At 48.3% G+C, this 17,462-nt stretch carries 18 protein-coding genes; 11 read left to right on the top strand and 7 right to left on the bottom strand.

Annotated features, from left to right (window positions below; genetic code table 11):
* Positions 1 to 124: 124 nt before the first annotated feature.
* Both C942_RS23500 and mpl read right to left on the bottom strand, forming a co-directional pair.
* Positions 125 to 742 carry a flavin prenyltransferase UbiX gene (locus tag C942_RS23500; protein ID WP_007471194.1) on the bottom strand — a complete coding sequence of 206 codons (618 nt, stop codon included), beginning with the start codon at positions 740 to 742 and terminating at the stop codon, positions 125 to 127.
* Position 743: 1 nt separating this feature from the next.
* Positions 744 to 2,108, bottom strand: a complete 1,365-nt coding sequence (mpl, locus tag C942_RS23495) for a UDP-N-acetylmuramate:L-alanyl-gamma-D-glutamyl-meso-diaminopimelate ligase (RefSeq protein ID WP_036801637.1) — start codon at positions 2,106 to 2,108, stop codon at positions 744 to 746.
* A 208-nt stretch (positions 2,109 to 2,316) separates the two neighbouring features.
* Here mpl and fbp point away from each other — a divergent pair, with 208 nt between their 5' ends.
* From fbp to C942_RS23480, 3 genes are all read left to right on the top strand, one after another.
* The gene (gene fbp, locus C942_RS23490) at positions 2,317 to 3,333 is read left to right on the top strand and encodes a class 1 fructose-bisphosphatase (RefSeq protein ID WP_007471191.1); all 1,017 of its coding nucleotides are present in this window, start codon (positions 2,317 to 2,319) and stop codon (positions 3,331 to 3,333) included.
* A 153-nt stretch (positions 3,334 to 3,486) separates the two neighbouring features.
* A complete protein-coding gene (gene ppa / locus C942_RS23485) occupies positions 3,487 to 4,020 on the top strand; it encodes an inorganic diphosphatase (RefSeq protein WP_007471189.1) in 534 nt (177 codons plus the stop codon).
* Between the two features lie 89 nt (positions 4,021 to 4,109).
* Positions 4,110 to 4,490 (top strand): rhodanese-like domain-containing protein, encoded by a 381-nt coding sequence (locus C942_RS23480; protein WP_007471187.1) that lies wholly within the window; start codon positions 4,110 to 4,112, stop codon positions 4,488 to 4,490.
* A 58-nt stretch (positions 4,491 to 4,548) separates the two neighbouring features.
* Here C942_RS23480 and C942_RS23475 read toward each other — a convergent pair whose 3' ends face one another.
* From C942_RS23475 to tamA, 3 genes are read right to left on the bottom strand one after another with little or no spacing between them, the layout of a single operon-like run.
* Complete coding sequence (locus C942_RS23475) at positions 4,549 to 4,899, bottom strand: gamma-glutamylcyclotransferase family protein (protein WP_036801635.1); 351 nt, start codon at positions 4,897 to 4,899, stop codon at positions 4,549 to 4,551.
* Positions 4,900 to 4,911: 12 nt separating this feature from the next.
* A complete protein-coding gene (gene tamB / locus C942_RS23470) occupies positions 4,912 to 8,664 on the bottom strand; it encodes an autotransporter assembly complex protein TamB (protein ID WP_007471182.1) in 3,753 nt (1,250 codons plus the stop codon).
* Positions 8,661 to 10,382, bottom strand: a complete 1,722-nt coding sequence (tamA, locus tag C942_RS23465; protein WP_007471180.1) for an autotransporter assembly complex protein TamA — start codon at positions 10,380 to 10,382, stop codon at positions 8,661 to 8,663. The genes tamB and tamA overlap by 4 nt, the downstream gene beginning before the upstream one ends.
* Before the next feature lie 174 nt (positions 10,383 to 10,556).
* Between tamA and msrA the strand changes: the two genes are divergently transcribed.
* Positions 10,557 to 11,195, top strand: a complete 639-nt coding sequence (gene msrA, locus C942_RS23460; RefSeq protein WP_007471178.1) for a peptide-methionine (S)-S-oxide reductase MsrA — start codon at positions 10,557 to 10,559, stop codon at positions 11,193 to 11,195.
* Between the two features lie 26 nt (positions 11,196 to 11,221).
* On the opposite strand, the gene C942_RS23455 is transcribed toward msrA, so the two are convergent.
* Complete coding sequence (locus C942_RS23455; RefSeq protein ID WP_036801633.1) at positions 11,222 to 11,431, bottom strand: DUF1107 domain-containing protein; 210 nt, start codon at positions 11,429 to 11,431, stop codon at positions 11,222 to 11,224.
* Between the two features lie 308 nt (positions 11,432 to 11,739).
* On the opposite strand from C942_RS23455, the gene C942_RS23450 reads away from it, so the two are divergent.
* The 6 genes from C942_RS23450 to C942_RS23430 all read left to right on the top strand — a co-directional run bounded on the left by C942_RS23450 (position 11,740) and on the right by C942_RS23430 (position 15,988).
* The gene (locus C942_RS23450) at positions 11,740 to 12,291 is read left to right on the top strand and encodes a YtfJ family protein (RefSeq protein ID WP_007471173.1); all 552 of its coding nucleotides are present in this window, start codon (positions 11,740 to 11,742) and stop codon (positions 12,289 to 12,291) included.
* A gap of 191 nt (positions 12,292 to 12,482) precedes the next feature.
* Positions 12,483 to 12,683, top strand: a complete 201-nt coding sequence (locus C942_RS25205; protein WP_157372679.1) for a hypothetical protein — start codon at positions 12,483 to 12,485, stop codon at positions 12,681 to 12,683.
* A 42-nt stretch (positions 12,684 to 12,725) separates the two neighbouring features.
* The gene (gene zrgA / locus C942_RS23445; protein WP_007471170.1) at positions 12,726 to 13,487 is read left to right on the top strand and encodes a zinc uptake protein ZrgA; all 762 of its coding nucleotides are present in this window, start codon (positions 12,726 to 12,728) and stop codon (positions 13,485 to 13,487) included.
* Between the two features lie 55 nt (positions 13,488 to 13,542).
* Positions 13,543 to 14,238 carry an ABC transporter ATP-binding protein gene (locus C942_RS23440; RefSeq protein ID WP_007471168.1) on the top strand — a complete coding sequence of 232 codons (696 nt, stop codon included), beginning with the start codon at positions 13,543 to 13,545 and terminating at the stop codon, positions 14,236 to 14,238.
* Positions 14,235 to 15,494, top strand: coding sequence for an ABC transporter permease (locus C942_RS23435; protein ID WP_007471166.1), 1,260 nt, complete (start codon positions 14,235 to 14,237; stop codon positions 15,492 to 15,494). Before C942_RS23440 ends, C942_RS23435 begins: the two co-directional genes overlap by 4 nt.
* 11 nt (positions 15,495 to 15,505) lie before the next feature.
* Positions 15,506 to 15,988, top strand: a complete 483-nt coding sequence (locus C942_RS23430; RefSeq protein WP_007471164.1) for a DUF3299 domain-containing protein — start codon at positions 15,506 to 15,508, stop codon at positions 15,986 to 15,988.
* A 58-nt stretch (positions 15,989 to 16,046) separates the two neighbouring features.
* Here the strand turns inward: C942_RS23430 and C942_RS25680 are convergent, their stop codons facing one another.
* Positions 16,047 to 16,172, bottom strand: coding sequence for a hypothetical protein (locus tag C942_RS25680; protein WP_007471161.1), 126 nt, complete (start codon positions 16,170 to 16,172; stop codon positions 16,047 to 16,049).
* Positions 16,173 to 16,267: 95 nt separating this feature from the next.
* Between C942_RS25680 and C942_RS23425 the strand changes: the two genes are divergently transcribed.
* Positions 16,268 to 17,170: a TIGR03899 family protein gene (locus tag C942_RS23425; RefSeq protein WP_007471160.1), complete on the top strand. Its 903-nt coding sequence runs from the start codon at positions 16,268 to 16,270 to the stop codon at positions 17,168 to 17,170.
* Positions 17,171 to 17,462 lie beyond the last annotated feature (292 nt).

Below are 17,462 nucleotides of genomic sequence, written 5' to 3'. Positions count from 1 at the left end.
ATGAAAACCCCGAGTGAAGTGCATGAAAAAGCCAGCAGGGATTACCTACTGGCTTCATAAAAAAAGCGTCAACCTATTTTAGGACTAGACACCAACAGTAGAAAATGCTGATAAATATTCGTCACTAATGACGCTGATCGTAGCCCCAGCGGGGAACCAGTCCTTGTTCAACACCGAGATGATCAAGAATTCGTGCCACCATAAAATCTACCAGATCTTCAATCGATTCAGGTTGATGGTAAAACCCCGGAGCAGCCGGCATGATAGTCACCCCCATTTTGGACAGCTTAAGCATGTTCTCCAAATGAAGAGTCGAAAACGGCGTTTCGCGTACCACTAACAACAGCTGGCCACGTTCTTTCATCACCACATCAGCAGCCCGCTCCAGCAGATTATCTGACATACCATGAGCAACTGATGCCAGCGTCCCGGCAGAACAAGGGCACACCACCATCTTTTTAGGTGCCGCAGAGCCGGATGCCACCGGAGAAAACCAGTCTTCTTTACCACAAACCACCAGCTTTGACGCATCACAGTTCAGATGCTCAACCAAAGCCTGCTTCGCAGCATCCGGACCAGACGGCAATTTCAGTCCATGCTCAGTAGCCAGCACTACACGGGCCGCAGATGAAATCAGTAAATACACCTGGTAATCCGCCGCCAACAAACACTCAAGCAGACGAAGTCCGTAAGGCGCACCGGAGGCGCCGGTCCAGGCCAGGGTAATACGTTTGTCCTGCATATTACTGCTCACCCTGCTGCGCCAGTGCGGTCAGTAATTTGTCGTGAATCCCCCCGAAACCGCCGTTACTCATCACCAGAATATTGTCACCTGGACAGGCCGCTGCAACAATTTTTGCCACCAGCATATCCAAGTCGCTGTCCGTTACTGCCGGTTGGCTACATGCCGTCGCAATTTCATCAACCGACCACGGGATATTATCTGGCTGGTAAATAAAAACTTCATTCGCTGCGTTCAGCGCCGGTGCCAGATCATGCTTATGAACACCCAGCTTCATGGTGTTCGAGCGCGGTTCAAGTACCGCCAGAATACGCTCACTGCCAACTTTGGCCCGCAGGCCGCCAAGCGTCAGTTCAATGGCTGTCGGATGGTGGGCAAAATCATCATAAACCCGAATACCATTCTGTTCGCCCTTCAGCTCTAGGCGGCGCTTGGTATTGATGAATTTACCTAAAGATTCACAGGCCAGATCCGGAGTCACTCCTACGTGACGGGCAGCAGCAACCGCCATCAGGGCATTGCTGACATTATGCTCACCGACCAGATCCCAGCTCACAGTCCCGGCCACCTTGCCGTCAAGCAACACTTCAAACTGGCTACCGTCTTCTTTCAGCTTACGAGCCTGCCAGTTACCGTCATCACCGGTATATTCCAGTTCACTCCAACAGCCCATATCCAGGGTTTGTTGCACGTTATCGACATGCTTTGGTGCCATAATCCGGCCATTACCCGGCACGGTACGCACCAAATGATGGAACTGGCGCTGGATAGCTTTCAAATCATCAAAAATATCTGCGTGATCGAACTCCAGATTGTTGATCACCAGGGTTCGTGGTCGATAATGAACAAACTTAGAACGCTTATCGAAAAAAGCACTATCGTATTCGTCCGCCTCGACAACAAAGAACATACTTTCGCCTAAACGCGCGGAAACACCGAAGTTTCCGAGCACACCACCGACCAAAAAGCCCGGCTGGTAACCACAATCTTCCAAAATCCACGCCAGCATACTGGCCGTTGTTGTCTTTCCGTGGGTACCCGCTACTGCCAGAACCCAGCGATCATGGAGCAGAATCTCCTGCAACCACTGCGGACCAGAGGTATAACGCAGATTGTGGTTCAACACATATTCCACACAAGGGTTACCACGGCTCATGGCGTTACCGACCACCACCAAATCCGGAGCCGGATTCAGTTGTGATGGGTCATAACCCTGAATAATTTCAATACCTTGAGATTCAAGCAAGGTACTCATCGGGGGGTAGACATTGGCATCACAGCCGGTCACTTTATGGCCTAACTGACGGGCCAGAATCGCCGCTCCGCCCATGAATGTGCCGCAAATTCCTAGAATATGGATATGCATAACTGTCGGCTCGCTGATTAAATCCTATCGCTTTCACGCTTACGCGTTACTTCGATACCATAAAAAAGATCTTTATATACAATTCTTTATACGCAAATTGCGCACAATATAACAGGCTGCAAAGCCAAACTTGGTACTAAAATTGTCCATTAGAGACATTGTACCTGACTTAATCTACCCCCATGACAACATGATGCAAGGATTGTATATGTCCGATATTAGAACCCTTGGTGAGTTCATTGTCGAGAAACAGAGTGACTTCCCCCACGCCAGCGGTGAGCTTTCCTCCCTGCTTGGCTCCATAAAGCTTGCGGCAAAGATTGTTAACCGCGAAATCAATAAGGCAGGACTGGTAGATATTACCGGCTCAGTTGGCGGCCAGAATGTGCAAGGCGAAGATCAGCAGAAGCTGGATGTCTACGCCAATGATAAATTCAAAGCAGCGCTTGAAGCCCGCGACCAGGTATGTGGTGTCGCCAGTGAAGAAGAAGATGAAGCAGTCGCTTTCAACAAAGAACTGAACCGCAACGCGAAGTACGTGGTTTTGATGGATCCACTGGATGGTTCTTCGAACATTGACGTAAACGTTTCCGTCGGTACAATTTTCTCAATTTACCGTCGGGTTTCCCCAGTAGGAACTCCACCAACTGAAGAAGATTTCCTTCAACCTGGCCATCAGCAGGTCGCTGCCGGTTATATCATTTACGGCTCATCCACCATGCTGGTTTACACCACAGGGAACGGTGTACACGGCTTTACCTACGATCCGTCACTGGGCGTATTCTGCCTGTCCCATGAAAACATGCGAATTCCTAAAGATGGCCGGATCTATTCGATCAACGAAGGGAATTACATCCGCTTCCCGCTGGGTGTGAAAAAGTACATTAAGTTCTGCCAGGAAAATGTGCCGGAAGATGACCGCCCATACACTTCCCGTTATATCGGCTCACTGGTTGCCGACTTCCATCGTAACCTGCTTAAAGGCGGCCTGTACCTGTACCCAAGTACTGCAACCCACCCTAGCGGCAAGCTGCGCCTGCTGTATGAATGCAACCCGATGGCATTCCTGATTGAGCAGGCAGGTGGTCTGGCTTCCGATGGTCAAAACCGTATCATGGATTTGAAACCGACCGAACTCCACCAGCGCGTACCATTCTTTGTTGGCTCAACCAACATGGTTCGTAAAGTGGAAAGCTTCCTGGAGATGTATCCGGACCAAGAATAATCCTTCCCTCCCAACAGGCTGCCCCGCAGCCTGTTTTCTTATGCCCTTCTCTACCGACACACAATCGTTCAAATAGACAAACATTTAACCGGGTTGGTATTATAATTTCTCACATCACCAACAAATAGTTAACTTATCAATAAGGAATTCATCATGAGCCTGAATCAGGTACCAGCAGGAAAGGACATCCCTGAAGATATCTATGTTGTTATCGAAATCCCGGCTAATGCCGACCCAATCAAGTACGAAATCGATAAAGATACCGGTGCTGTTTTCGTCGACCGCTTCATGGCAACACCGATGTTCTATCCGTGTAACTATGGTTACGTAAACCATACGCTTTCTCTTGATGGTGACCCGGTTGATGTATTGGTTCCAACCCCTTATCCGCTAGTGCCGGGGTCTGTGATCCGCTGCCGCCCGGTCGGTGTCCTGAAAATGTCCGATGAATCAGGTGAAGACGCCAAAGTTGTGGCAGTTCCACACAGCAAACTCAGCAAAGAATATGACCACATCCAGGATGTGGGCGATCTGCCGGATCTACTTAAAGCCCAGATCACCCACTTCTTCGAGCGTTATAAAGAGCTGGAAGCCGGAAAATGGGTGAAAGTAGAAGGCTGGGAAAATGCCGCCGCAGCAAAAGAAGAAATCCTGACCTCCTACAAGCGAGCGCAAGAAAAAGGCTAAGAGAAAACACAACCGTCAGGTAATATTTGCTCCTCGGCAAACCGGAAACACCGGGGAGCAATACCGCAACAAGAGGCCAGAAAAGCAATATGCGACGCATTTTCAAACGAGCTCTGCTTGTCAGTTTCCTATTTACCACAGCCGTTCAGGCTAAAGTCGTGACTCCGGAGCAGTTCTGGCAGGCATTTCAGCAATATCCGCAAGGGCAACCACTCATCATTGATGTCCGCTCCAATGAAGAATTTATCGAAGGTCACCTGCCTCAAGCGATTAATATTCCGCATCATAACATCAGCAGGCTGGCTACTTTCGCCAAAGACAAAACCCAGCCGATTTTCATCTATTGCCGCTCTGGGCGCCGGGCAGGAATTGCTGAAGATACTATTGCTGAGCTGGGCTACAAACACATCTATAATGGCGAAAGCTACGAAGCTCTCATACAAACGATGCCATCAGAATTAAAAAAGTGAGCCACTGACGTCAGTAGCTCACTCTCATTTCCTACGAAAAGCACCTTCGGAAGGCGGCCTATTTCTGGCACCAGTCGCCATTTGGAATTTCAGGCAGTCCCATGACAGATAAGCGATATAAGTAAATCCAGGCCTGCCCGTAATCAGTTTCTACCAACTCACGGGTATACTCTTGCGGATACTCTTCCAGTTCATCAAGCGCCGAAAAAGTTTCTGTATCAACTTCATATACTTCTCCGATCAAAGCCCTCTTTAGTTCCCGACATTTCACCGCCGCCGGATAGAGACCAAGATCATACAAGCGGAAACCGGAAGTAAGCCGCGTGGAGCCAAGCAAAACAGCTCCCCGTAAGAAATGGTGATTCGACTCCCCTGCCCGCAAGGTGCCGTAAACAAATACTCTAATCATGCTCCGATATGATTATTTAATTTCAAACTGGTAAAGCAAGTCGGCAGCACTATCGAGACCGGAAACCACTTCCACATACAGATCTTTCATCAAACGGTATCGCACTGTGAATTCGCCGATAGCATCAAAAATCCCAACCCCGTACTTCACCTGCAGTCCCGGTGCGATATAGCCACTAATAGTTACCTGAGAGTCCTGTCCAGAACCAGTTGTATCCAGAGCCAAATCTTTAACACCGAATGCTTCACCGACATCTCCCACCAGCTTGCCACTTCGGGCCAGCCCCATACTGATGAGCGCGGTGGTCATCGCATCACCGCTGTTGCCAGACTCACTATCCAGGTTTCTGCCACGCAACAAATAAGACAGCGCATTTTGCTGAGCCATTGCCGGATCAGAGAATATCTCCACTGACGGCTCATCAGCCGGACCACTAACCCGGATACCGGCAATGACATCATCTTCTACATTTTCCGGATCACGGATCGCTTCAATTGCCAGATAAGGCTGCTCCGCCGGGCCATTAAACAAAATCTGTCCTTTACGGATTAACAACTCTTGCCCGAATGAACGATAGGTACCCTTTTGCAGGTTCACCTCTCCGTACACCATCGGCCCTTTATCCTGCTGGCGTACATTCAACTCACCAATTAACTCAGATTTCAAACCAAAGGCTGACAGCCTGACATCATCACCAATTTTAACCAAGACATTGGTTTTTACTTCAAATGGAATAACAGGCTCATCTTCAATTGGCTGCAAATCACCGGTCAGCAGTACTTCGTCATCCGATACCGATACTGCGGACTCCGGCAACTGATCAACGGTGATCCGCCCCCAAGGGATCGCTACATTACCGGTAACCTCGGCATATTTGGGTGAAGCTTTGATTGTCAGATCCGGAGTCACCTTCATCGCCAACAATGGTGGTACATGAACTTCCAGCTCCCGGCCGTTAACGTTCAACTGACTGTTCCAGTTTGCTAAATCCTGCCAGTCCGCATCCCCTTTAAGCCGCAGCATGCCATCCGGCGTAACAATATCGCCGACAACAGTTGCATTGTATCCCGTGAAAGTCGCAGAAATATCCGCCTGTTCGACATCTAGTGGAACCTGCCGCCCCAGCGCTTTAACCTTGGTAACCCTTAGCAAACCGGTGACAGCCGGGTGCATTACCGGCCCGGTCACCTCAAGGTTGGCATCCACTTCACCATCAAAATAGTGATACCCCTTAACCAACGGTTCAAGGAACCCCAGCGTCAGGCGATTAATGTTCAGGTTTGCCGCTAATTGCTGTTCACCTGTTAGCTGAGTTACGCGAGCCCGTCCTGATACATCACCATTATTTTTCAGGCCGATAAGCCAATCAGCATTTAACACATCCTGCTTGAGTTCCGCATTCACCGTCACCAGATCCCAACCTACTTTTAATGCTTTGGCATCAACATCGTCTTGTTGACTTACTTCACCAGCAGGCAAAGCAACTTTAGCTTTAACATATGGGGAGGACTCCGGCGCCCAGGTCGCTTCAAGATCAGCGCCAAGTTCACCACTAAGTTCTATAGCCTCCGGCAGATAAGGAGCGATCAGCTCAAAATCAAAGTTATTGATAGCCACTTTGGCTCGTCCAGATGTTCCAGCCTCCAGCGCTTCCGTCAGGCACAACGATGCTTTTTTCTGCTGCCAGCAGTGCGAGGCAACATTCGCCAACTGTTGTTTAAAACTGTAACCAAGACGGGTCGGGCGATTCAGACGCCAAGGGCCCACTTCAGTATCAAAAACGCCCTGCTCTAATGTCCCCTGCCAACCGGTTTTTCGATCCAGCTTACCGGCCAGGCTAAGCTCGGCACTTACCGGCTCGGCATCCATATCCAAAGACAGGCTGTGATTAGCTTCAGTCCCTTTAAAGACCAAATCCAGATTGCTCAGTTTAAAGCTATCGAACGTCCCGTCAGCGGCCGTCAGGTTAACATCTGCTTTCAGCTCTGGCAGCGGTATCACCCGGCCTTTTAGGACAAAACGCTGTAGTGATACTTGTTCCTGCCAGCCAAGGCTTTCGCCATCCAGTTGCAAGCGAATATCCGGCTCGGCCATCTTGCCACTCAATTCTAGATCGCCCAGAACCTTACCTCTCAGTCCCGGCAGGGATTGTGCCAGATCCGGTGCATTCACCTGCGCCGTCAATGCCCAGACTTTGTTTAATGTGCCTTTTGCCGTCAAACCATTAGGCCCGTGCTGTAACCGAAGCCGCTCTGTTATTAACTTAATGTCTCCCTTTCCGGCTCGATCCGAGGCATCCAACTGACCATCCAGGGTAAATTTCTGCTCCAGCACCACACCATCAACATTGAGTTCCGGCAACTGAACAAACCAGCCGCCTTTCTCTGTTAAACCTCCGGATGTCCGCAGTTTTCCGCTCAAATCACCTTTAGCTTCAGGCCATTCCAGCCCCGGCTGAATATGGCTGAAAGCCAGCTCACCTTGCCAGTTAACCAGATCTTTCCAGCTGGCTTTGGCTTTCCCGGTAACCTGACCACCCAAAGAGTCAACCACCAGCTTACTGAGTGTAACCTGAGTCAGATCCCCTTTACCCTTAAGCTCTGTGGCCACCGCCGGCATTGGTTCGCCGTCAACCTTAGTGGTTAATTCGAACTGATAGCCTTGCAAATTACCGGCTGCGGTAACCTTAGTCTCGGAGGCTTCAAATTCCGCTTTGTTATCCACAGGCCACTGTAAGTGTTTACTCGACAAACGAAGATCAAAAGGCAACTGCGGATCAAGCGGTGAGATCTGCCCGCTCAGCAGCGCATCCAGTTTACCTTTCAGGCTGGCATCCAAAGATAGCGTCGCAACCGAGCCATCAGCCTTCAACGCCAGTTGATGCCCCTGCAAAGGCGCCATTGCGATATCAAGCATGGCATCCAATGTCAGCGGGTAATCACCAGAGAGCGATACTTTACCATTGGCATCCAGCTTCGCCTGTGGAACATCCAATACTAGCTTACTCAGCGTGACATCACTCCCTTCAGCGGTTGCCGCCAGATCCAGCAACGCCACCGACTGAGGAGCATCGCCGTTGAGCTTGAAATCTTTGACCGTAAATCTTTGGATATCGATAGATAAGGGCAATAGCACTTCCGGCAAAACAATAGGTTCGTTGCTGGCTGGTTCCGCCTGTTTTGATGAGCCAGCATCCGGCTCTGCCGATGCCAATGAGAGGTCAATACCCTGCCAATCTGTGGGTCTGAGAGTCAGATGGCTGCCAGTCATTTCAGCAGCGGTAGAGAACTGCAGCCAGTTAATACGGTTACCCAAAATATCCAACCCGATATCATCCAGGCGAAGACGCTCAACCCGGATTGGTACCGGCATTGCAATCTCGGTGACCGGTTCACTGTTAGCATCTGTGGTTTCAGCATCCTCGGGCGATGAAGGCGGTAACTCTGGCATGGCAAAGCGAACGCCCGTAATCCCCAGCTCTTTCACACATACCGCAGGCTCCAGCAGGCAACCATCATCAATGACCAGAGAAAGCTTGTCGACAGCCAGGTCGATCGGCGACTCCTGGTAGCGAACCTGCTCCAGAACAAAGCCCCGTAATAAACTCCCTGAAGCATTAGTAACAGAAAATGCCGGTAGTGCCTTTTCCGCCCCCCAGACTGCCAGCTTGACGCCCGCCGGGGTATAAAGCAGCGCAGCCGTTGCTATAACCAGAAATAACAGCAAGGCAAGCAACCCAACTGAGATACGCTTTACCCAAATCATATTTCAGGCCCCAGAATGAAGTGGATCTGGAACTTGTCTGTTGCCTTATCAAGTCCCCATGCGAAATCGAGGCGGATAGGTCCAACCGGTGAAGCCCAGCGAACGCCGACGCCAGTGCCCCGATACCAATCTGGCCTATCATTCCAGGCAGAGCCATAATCATAAAACGCAGCCGCCCACCAGTCGCCGTAAACGCGGTACTGGTATTCCAATGTTGAGGTTAACATATACTTACCTCCACGCAGCTCGCTTTGGCTGTCTCTCGGACCAATGGAGTCATAACTGTATCCCCGAAGGCTGTTATCGCCCCCGGCAAAAAAGCGTAATGACGGCGGCACATCTTCGATTTTTTCGGCAATGGTGGCACCACCATCCACCCTTAATATTCCCCGGTGATCTTCACCGGCACTGCGAATCCAGGCCGACCGCCCACGGAAACGAGCTAGACGGGTATCAGAGCCGATGGCAGGATCTGAGTATTCAACCGAGATCAACTGCTTATCACCCCAGCTTGGCATCGCTCCGCCCCTTGCGCGAGTTTTGCTGTAACTGATCCCAGGCAGTACCATCCTGAGGATCCCTTGTTCTTCCGCCCCTTGCTTATAGTTCTCATAAAGGTAACGGATAGACGCAACCCGCTTCCAGCCTGATTCCAGTTGCCAATGACGCTCAACACCAATGCTGGTTTCAGTACTGACCGTGTCATGATTATCGACATAACGAATACCGCCAACGATCTGATAATAATCATTCAATACGTCATCAAGAGGAATTTTATAAGTTGCTTCAATTTTTGGCTGGACCTCAGAAATTTCGGTTTTGACACTAAGGCTATGACCGCGACTGTTAAACCAGGGTTTACGCCAGTTAAACTTCAGTCGCATTCCGGTATCAGTAGAATAACCGATACCGGTTTCGAACTGGTTTCTGACCTGTGGCTCTACCACCACATTGACGGGGATCTTGTCATCCTCAATATTTACCATATCGCCGCCGACAAAAATCGATGAAAACCAGCCAACATTGGACAAACGCTGGTTGAATTCCCCCAACCTTGATGCAAGATAGGGTTCACCCTCTTCGTATGGAATCAGCGACTGCAAGCGATCTTCTTCGATCTGGCTGCCGGAAAACAGCGTTTCCCCAAAACGGTAACGGGTCCCGGAGTCAAATTCGATAGTAATAAAGGCTTCATTACGGCTCGGCGCTACCGCCAGCTCGCTTTTTTTTAGCTCGGCATCAAAATAACCTTTACGCAACGCAAGGCTTTGGAGGGAGGATTTAAAAGATTCATACCTACCGTGATTAAGCGTCTTATCCAGCCCAAGTCTGCTTTCCCTGACCAACGCAATAAAATCAGGGTCACTCTGAGCCATACCAGTTATCCGGATATCACTCTTCGCGATTTTTGTTTTAGGCCCCGGCTCCACAGTCACTTTAAGGTGAGTGTCATCACCTTCAGTATCAACACGATAGGAAAATGTTGGCTGATAACGTCCCAGCGCTTTCAGTGCATTGCGGATTTCCTCTTCCAGCTGCTCACGAAAACGCAGCGAAACACTGTAATCTTCTTTAGGAATTGCCGAAACATACGCTTCGACATTTGCTTCAAGGCTTCCTTTCAGCCCCTTAATGGTCAATGTGGTTTCCGCCAATCCCGGCGATGAAACAACAAGAGCAATCACGGTAAGGCAAAACCGCTTCAACTTCTTTTTCATTCGAATTTAGCTTCTCTAATCAGAGCTTTATTGTTCTTTATTTGCGCACATCCCTAATGATGACAAAGGGCAGCAAGAACTGCCAACAATTAATAAAGGTAAATTTCCCAATATTGAATGTCTGCCAGGATTCCTCTACTTTCTTTGTACAGACTGCGTAAAAAGGAACGAACAATGTCGTCGACAAGAAAAATCACTCTGATAGCCCCGGAAGTGGCGCTGATAGGAAGAGCAACGCCGATCCTTCCAACTCTTCCCCATGCTGTAAACGGTACTCAACTAAGCGATCACAAACCGGAAGGAGTTGAAGAGATCATTGTCGGAATGGGCTGCTTCTGGGGGGCAGAACGATTGTTCTGGCAACAGCCCGGCGTTTACAGTACTTCTGTGGGCTATAGCGGCGGCTTTACCCCAAATCCGACCTACCAGGAGGTCTGTACCGGCAAAACAGGCCATACAGAAGTCGTCAGGGTTTTGTTTAAACCGAAAGAAATGGCGTTAGAACAACTGCTTGCCCTGTTCTGGGAGAATCATGACCCTACACAGGGCATGAGACAGGGGAATGATATCGGTACTCAGTACCGCTCTGCTATCTATGCTAGCTCCAGAGCTCAGATGGAGCAGGCCCTGCAGAGTAAAGAGCGCTATCAGGAAGCAATGGCAACAGAAAGTATTTCACAGCCTATTACTACAGAAATCGCGCTCGCAGGTAATTACTATTTTGCTGAAGAGTACCACCAACAATACCTTGCCAAGAATCCCGACGGCTACTGTGGACTTGCCGGTACAGGTATCTGCCTACCTCCTCAATAACCGTCAACCGGAGCCGAGTGCTCCGGTTACACTGCCTCAGCTGCCAATAACTGAATTTCTTTGTTTACCTCAGAAAATACACCCAGCACTTTTTTGTCCTGACTTTTTGGTGGTAACAAACGGCCACAGTCGAACTCAAAACCTCCCACACCGACAATAAAAAGACGACCGCGGAAGTAACTTTTCACGTGACGTGCAACCTGATTTGTACGATATTGTTTGAATATTCTAAGCATATATCCCTCGCTCAATCGATATAGCTATAGACCCTGCCATACCGAAATTGTTTCAACCCTCAATAAAATTTAAGCAACTTACTTGCCAAAATTGGTTAAATATCCCTAAATAACCAGCCGAAACTGATCATCACTTTAGAACAAATAATTCAGTGATGCGTAATAAATTAATCTCAAATTTGACGCACTCTGTATTTTTGCCACACAAATAATTTAGTGACTCAGATCGATTATTTGAGACTGGTTCAACCAGCGCTCTGACATTGTTCTAAGATAGTGTGGCGTTTAATAAAAATGGAATAAATACAATGAATAAGAAGCCCTTAATTGCTCTGTTAACTGCATTTTTACCGTGTCTGGCTAGTGCTCATACTCTTCAGGTTGGCGCAACACTCCCAAGCGCATCAGTTACTGAAAAAGGTGAAATCGTATTGAAAGGCGATGATGTTGCCTACCAGAACTGGAACTCCGCACAACTAACAGGAAAGGTTCGGGTTATTCAGGCTATCGCCGGTCGTAGTTCAGCCAAAGAAATGAATGCAGAAATGATTCAGGCTATCAAAGATGCTGACTTCCCTCAGGATAAGTACCAAACAACAACCATCATCAATCAGGATGATGCTATTTGGGGAACCGGCAGCTTCGTGAAATCTTCAGCTGAAGACAGCAAACGGGAATTCTCATGGTCATCTATGGTGCTGGATGCCAATGGTGAGGTAAGAGCGACCTGGGAACTACAAGAAGAAAACTCTGCCATTATCGTCCTGAACCAGGACAGCAAAGTACTGTTTGTCAAAGAAGGCAAGCTAAACCCGGCAGAAATCGAGCAAGCAATGGGCTTGATTAAGAGTAATTTGTAACAAATTCCTTTTCGGCCTAATAACTTAACAACAAAGCCATGACTGTCGCAAAAAAGTAATGTTATATTATTACAACTATGTCGCAGTGATGGCTTTCTTTTTTGAGCGTGTTTCATTTCAAAGTCAGGTGGACCCACCTTTGTTCAATACTTTGCATCGGTTTGATCGCTATGATCGGGCCGGTTTCGGTATTGCACAAATTTGAAATAGACAGCCATCATCAGGTTCAGGAATGCAGCATCTGCCACCTGGCACATCATGCAGCGACAGCTCCAGAGCAGCTAGTCTTACCACCGGCAGCACCTGAACCGCATATCCCGGCAAACCTTGTCCTTAAGGGGTTTCAACTCACTTCTTCACCACAAGCCCGGGATCCACCGATAACAGTCTGATCCTAATTTATTGAACCATAAAATTTTCAGACAGGAGTTATCATGCCTTTTCCATATCGTCTATCACACTGTGCCCTGTTAATTGGTGCAGCAACTCTTTCTGCAACAGCTGTAGCGGAAGCAGATTTCCGGCAACATGATGCCCACGTTCACGGGGTAGTTGAATTCAACATCGCCCAGGACGGCCAGGATCTACTGATGGAAATCACAGCACCGGGAGCTGACGTTGTCGGCTTTGAACATGCCCCAACAAACAAACAGCAGCATCAGGCTCTGGATAATGCCATCAAGCAACTAAACAATGCCAATACCCTGTTCGCTTTCACGAAAGCTGCTGGCTGTAAGCTCACTGATACAAATGTGACAGAAACCCTGACCGCACATCATGATGACCACGAGGAACATAACCACGAAGCGCACGACCATGATCATCATGACGAACATGACCACGAAGCGCACGACCATGATCATCACGACGAGCATGACCACGAAGCACACGACCATGATCATCACGACGAGCATGACCACGAAGCACACGACCATGATCATCATGACAAGCATGACCACGAAGCACACGCCCATGATCATCATGACGGACATAACCATGATGAACACGAAGGCCAACACGGTGAATTCTCGGCTCAATACACTTTCAGCTGTGACAATATCAGCCAGCTGAAAGAGTTGGAGGTTAACTGGTTCAAACACTTCCCTAACACTGAAAAAGTCATGGTGCAGGCCATTACTGACAACAGTCAGCAAGCAGCAGAATTATCTTCTGCCAACACACTGTTTAAATTCTAAACCTGTATAACCATCAGTGATGGCGGGGGAAGTTTCCCCCGCCTTAGGAAACAAAATGAACGTGATAGAACTGAGCGACCTTCACTTTCGGTGGCCCAAGCAATCAACTTATCTCCTCAATATTCCTTCGTTAACTGTCAAAAAGGGAGAGAAAGTCTTTCTGAAAGGCCCGAGCGGTAGTGGAAAGTCCAGCCTGCTCAGCCTGCTGGCAGGCATTACCCAGCCGACCTCCGGCAAAATCAGCCTGTTGCAACAACCTTTCAGTACCCTGAAACCAAGTCAAAGAGACAAGTTCAGGGCAAACCACATCGGCTATATCTTCCAGATGTTTAACCTGCTGCCTTACCTTTCCGTCATAGACAACGTCTTGTTGCCATGTCGTTTTTCCGAGCAGCGTAAACGTCAGGTCGCAGACTCAATGGAGCAAGAAGCCAAACGACTACTGAGTCAGCTTCACCTGCCTGAAGAATGCCTTGAAAAGCCAATCAGCGAACTAAGTATCGGCCAGCAACAACGTGTTGCCGCTGCCAGAGCCTTAATCGGTAAGCCCGAGCTACTGATCGCAGACGAACCAACGTCAGCCCTTGATCACGATAACCGTGAAGCATTCATCCAACTGCTGATGGCAGAATGCGAACAAGCAGGTACAACATTGCTGTTTGTCAGCCATGATGAAACACTCGAAGCTCTGTTTGATCGAAGCATTACCCTAAAAGACATCAATCAGGCCGCCAGAGAGAACCACCTATGACAGCTATCTTTCGACTGGCCTGGCAAAGTCTGGCCAACCGCAAAACCACCGCCTTACTGACTCTGCTTACCGTCGCCATTTCGGTAACTCTTCTGCTGGGTGTTGAAAGAGTCCGAACTCAGGCAAAATCGAGCTTTGCCAATACTATCTCAGGTACAGATCTGATCGTTGGCTCCCGATCCGGGCAGGTAAACCTGTTGCTTTACTCCGTCTTTCGTATAGGTAATGCCACCAATAATATTGACTGGAAAAGCTATCAGGAAATCAGCCAGCACCGCTCGGTAAAATGGGCGATCCCGATTTCACTCGGAGACTCACATCAGGGCTACCGTGTTATCGGCACTAATGAGTCTTATTTTTCTCATTACCGTTTTGGTCAGAAGCAAGCATTAAACTTTGCCGAAGGACGTCAATTCAGCGCGTTGTTTGAAACTGTCCTAGGCGCAGAGGTAGCCCAAAAACTGGGCTACCATATCAATGACGAAATCATCATTGCTCACGGAATCAGCGATAAATCATTCAACCGTCATGACAATCTACCATTTAAGGTGGTTGGTATTCTGGAGCCAACCGGGACACCGGTCGATCGCAGTGTCCATGTTTCGCTGGAAGCCATCGAAGCTATTCATGTCGGCTGGGAATCCGGCGCCAAGCTTGGCCACACACCAGATGCCCAAACTCTGGAAGATCACCATTTCGAGCCAAAGCAGATCACCGCATTCATGCTGGGTCTAAACTCTAAAATTCAGACCTTTGCTTTGCAGCGCTACATCAATACTTACCGAAAAGAACCGCTTAGTGCCATCATGCCAGGCATCGCCTTACATGAGTTATGGGGAATGATGTCTATCGCCGAACAAGCCCTGTTAATTGTCTCTGGTTTTGTTGTCATAGCCGGCCTGTTGGGTATGTTAACCAGTCTTCTGACCAGCCTGAACGAACGACGCAGGGAGATGGCAATACTCAGAGCCATGGGTGCCCGCCCAGGACATATCTTCTTCCTTCTGGTCAGTGAAGCGACAGTGCTAACCACAATTGGCATCGGCCTTGGCATCACTCTTCTATATAGCCTGATGGCCATCGCTCAACCTTTTATTCAACAGCAGTTCGGCCTGCATATTGAAATAACAGCACCGACAACTTACGAGCTCAGTTTGCTTGGTATCGTTCAGATAGCAGGTATTATTGTTGGTATTATTCCCGCAATCAGAGCTTATCAACACTCTCTGGCAGACGGTATGACAATCAAAGTTTAAAGGAATATGACATGAAGAAATGGTTAATCGCACTGTGCTGCTGGCTACCGCTGCTAGCTCAGGCCGGAGATGTGCTTAAACTGGACTGGCTTGATCTGATCCCGGAAAAAGAACGAGCACAATTCACCCCAAATACTATGCCTTTACAGAATCATGACGGTGATGCCGCCAAGCAATCCATGATAGGGGGCGTACGTGATGAACTGAACGGAAGTAAAGTAAAAATTCCCGGCTTTGTTATCCCTCTGGAAGGTAATGATAAAGTTGTCACAGAGTTCTTACTGGTACCTTACTTTGGAGCATGTATCCACGTACCACCACCACCACCGAACCAGATCATCTATGTGAAATTTGAAAAAGGAGCGCCGATTCAGGAGCTTTGGGATGTGGTGTATGTCATCGGAACATTACAGACTCAGCATATCAGCCATGACATCGCTGAAGTTGGCTACCTGCTGCAGGGCACAGCATTAGAAGAATATGATGATATGTAATACATCAGTACAACTATCATCAGTAACTTAATATCACTGGTTTACTTTGTTCAGGACCTCAAATCTGCGTAGCAAGGTAAACCAGAATAGTGGCATACCCCAGCACTAACAGCACATCCATCAGCTTTCTTCCGTACTTATTCATCAGCGTATCCTCATCGCTGGCACAGATACCTCTTAACAAGTTTAACCGCCAATTAACACAAAAGTCACGCATATTGCCAATACATAGTGTCAGCTGGTAAAACTATATTCAGAATTTTCGACTCTGAGCTCGCTATGAATCAGGAAAAAAAGGACACCCAATCAACGGTTGAGGCCGCTGCTGTACCCACAGTAAAAACAGTCAAGGAAGAAAGTAACACTCATATACGAAGTAGCCGGGCAAGAACAAAAGAACTGGCTAACCAATATGGCATCTGCCACCTTATCTCGAACAGTGATAAAGAGCTCGCTGACAGAACTACCGCCAGAGTTCAGCGAGAAGCTCAACACCAACAAGAAAACCTCGAACGCATCTTCAAGCTAGCGTATGACAGCTGTAGTGATGAAACCGCTGGCGAACCTGACCCAGACTGGCTATACCATTTTTCCAGTTTGGCAAAAAATATTCGTAATGCTTCAATGCAAAAGCTTTGGAGCAGGATCCTCAAACAAGAAATCATATCTCCGGGCTCAACCTCTTTAAAAGCGCTCGAAACATTGAAAAATATGACCCAGCGAGAAGCGCAAATATTCCAACGAGCCAGCACTCTGACCTGCCATTTCGGTAATGACAGCAGCAAGAAGCTGCTTACGGGAATTAAAATTCGCCATAGCGTTCTTGCCTTATTACGCTCCCCTTCTTCTGACAAACTCCCGTTAGGTAATTACCAGCTGCCATACTCCAATCTACTTGTTTTAATGGAGTTAGGTTTATTACTTCGCAGTGAACTCGAATCCGGTGAGATCAATATTGAATCCCCACTTGCGTTTGGCTATCAGGCCTCCAATTACATCTTAAAACCGACGAAAAAAGGCGTCACTCTTACCTATTACCGCCTTTCACCTACAGGTCAGGAAATTGCCAATTTGCTTGGAACAAGAAACAACGAACCATATAAAGAAAGCCTAATGGAATTGCTCTGCAAACACTTCATCGTCGAACAGGGAGATAGCAGCCAAATCACCCTCTCGACTTAGTCATAACCTCTTTCAACATCCAACAGCTAGCTCCCCAAAAGCCCGACGCAACAACGTCAAGCTTTATTATATGTATGTTCAATCAACAAACTTTACGAACAATGGCGGAGCCGAAGAGGGCGTGTATGAATGAGAATAATTCGACTGAAGGACGGACATAGAAAAGTCCAAACGTAAAAAAGCCCGAGTCGAAAAACTCGGGCTTAGTATTAGTGGCAGAACGGCCGGGCTTGCGTTCAATTGGACTCGCAAACGAGCGGGACTCATCCAACCGAAGGGCGGACAAAGATAA

Origin of the sequence: Photobacterium marinum (assembly GCF_000331515.1) — a bacterium.
In the GTDB taxonomy this organism is placed as follows: domain Bacteria; phylum Pseudomonadota; class Gammaproteobacteria; order Enterobacterales; family Vibrionaceae; genus Photobacterium; species Photobacterium marinum.
Note: the sequence above shows the minus strand (reverse complement) of the source record. Positions and strands in the feature narration are given on the sequence as shown.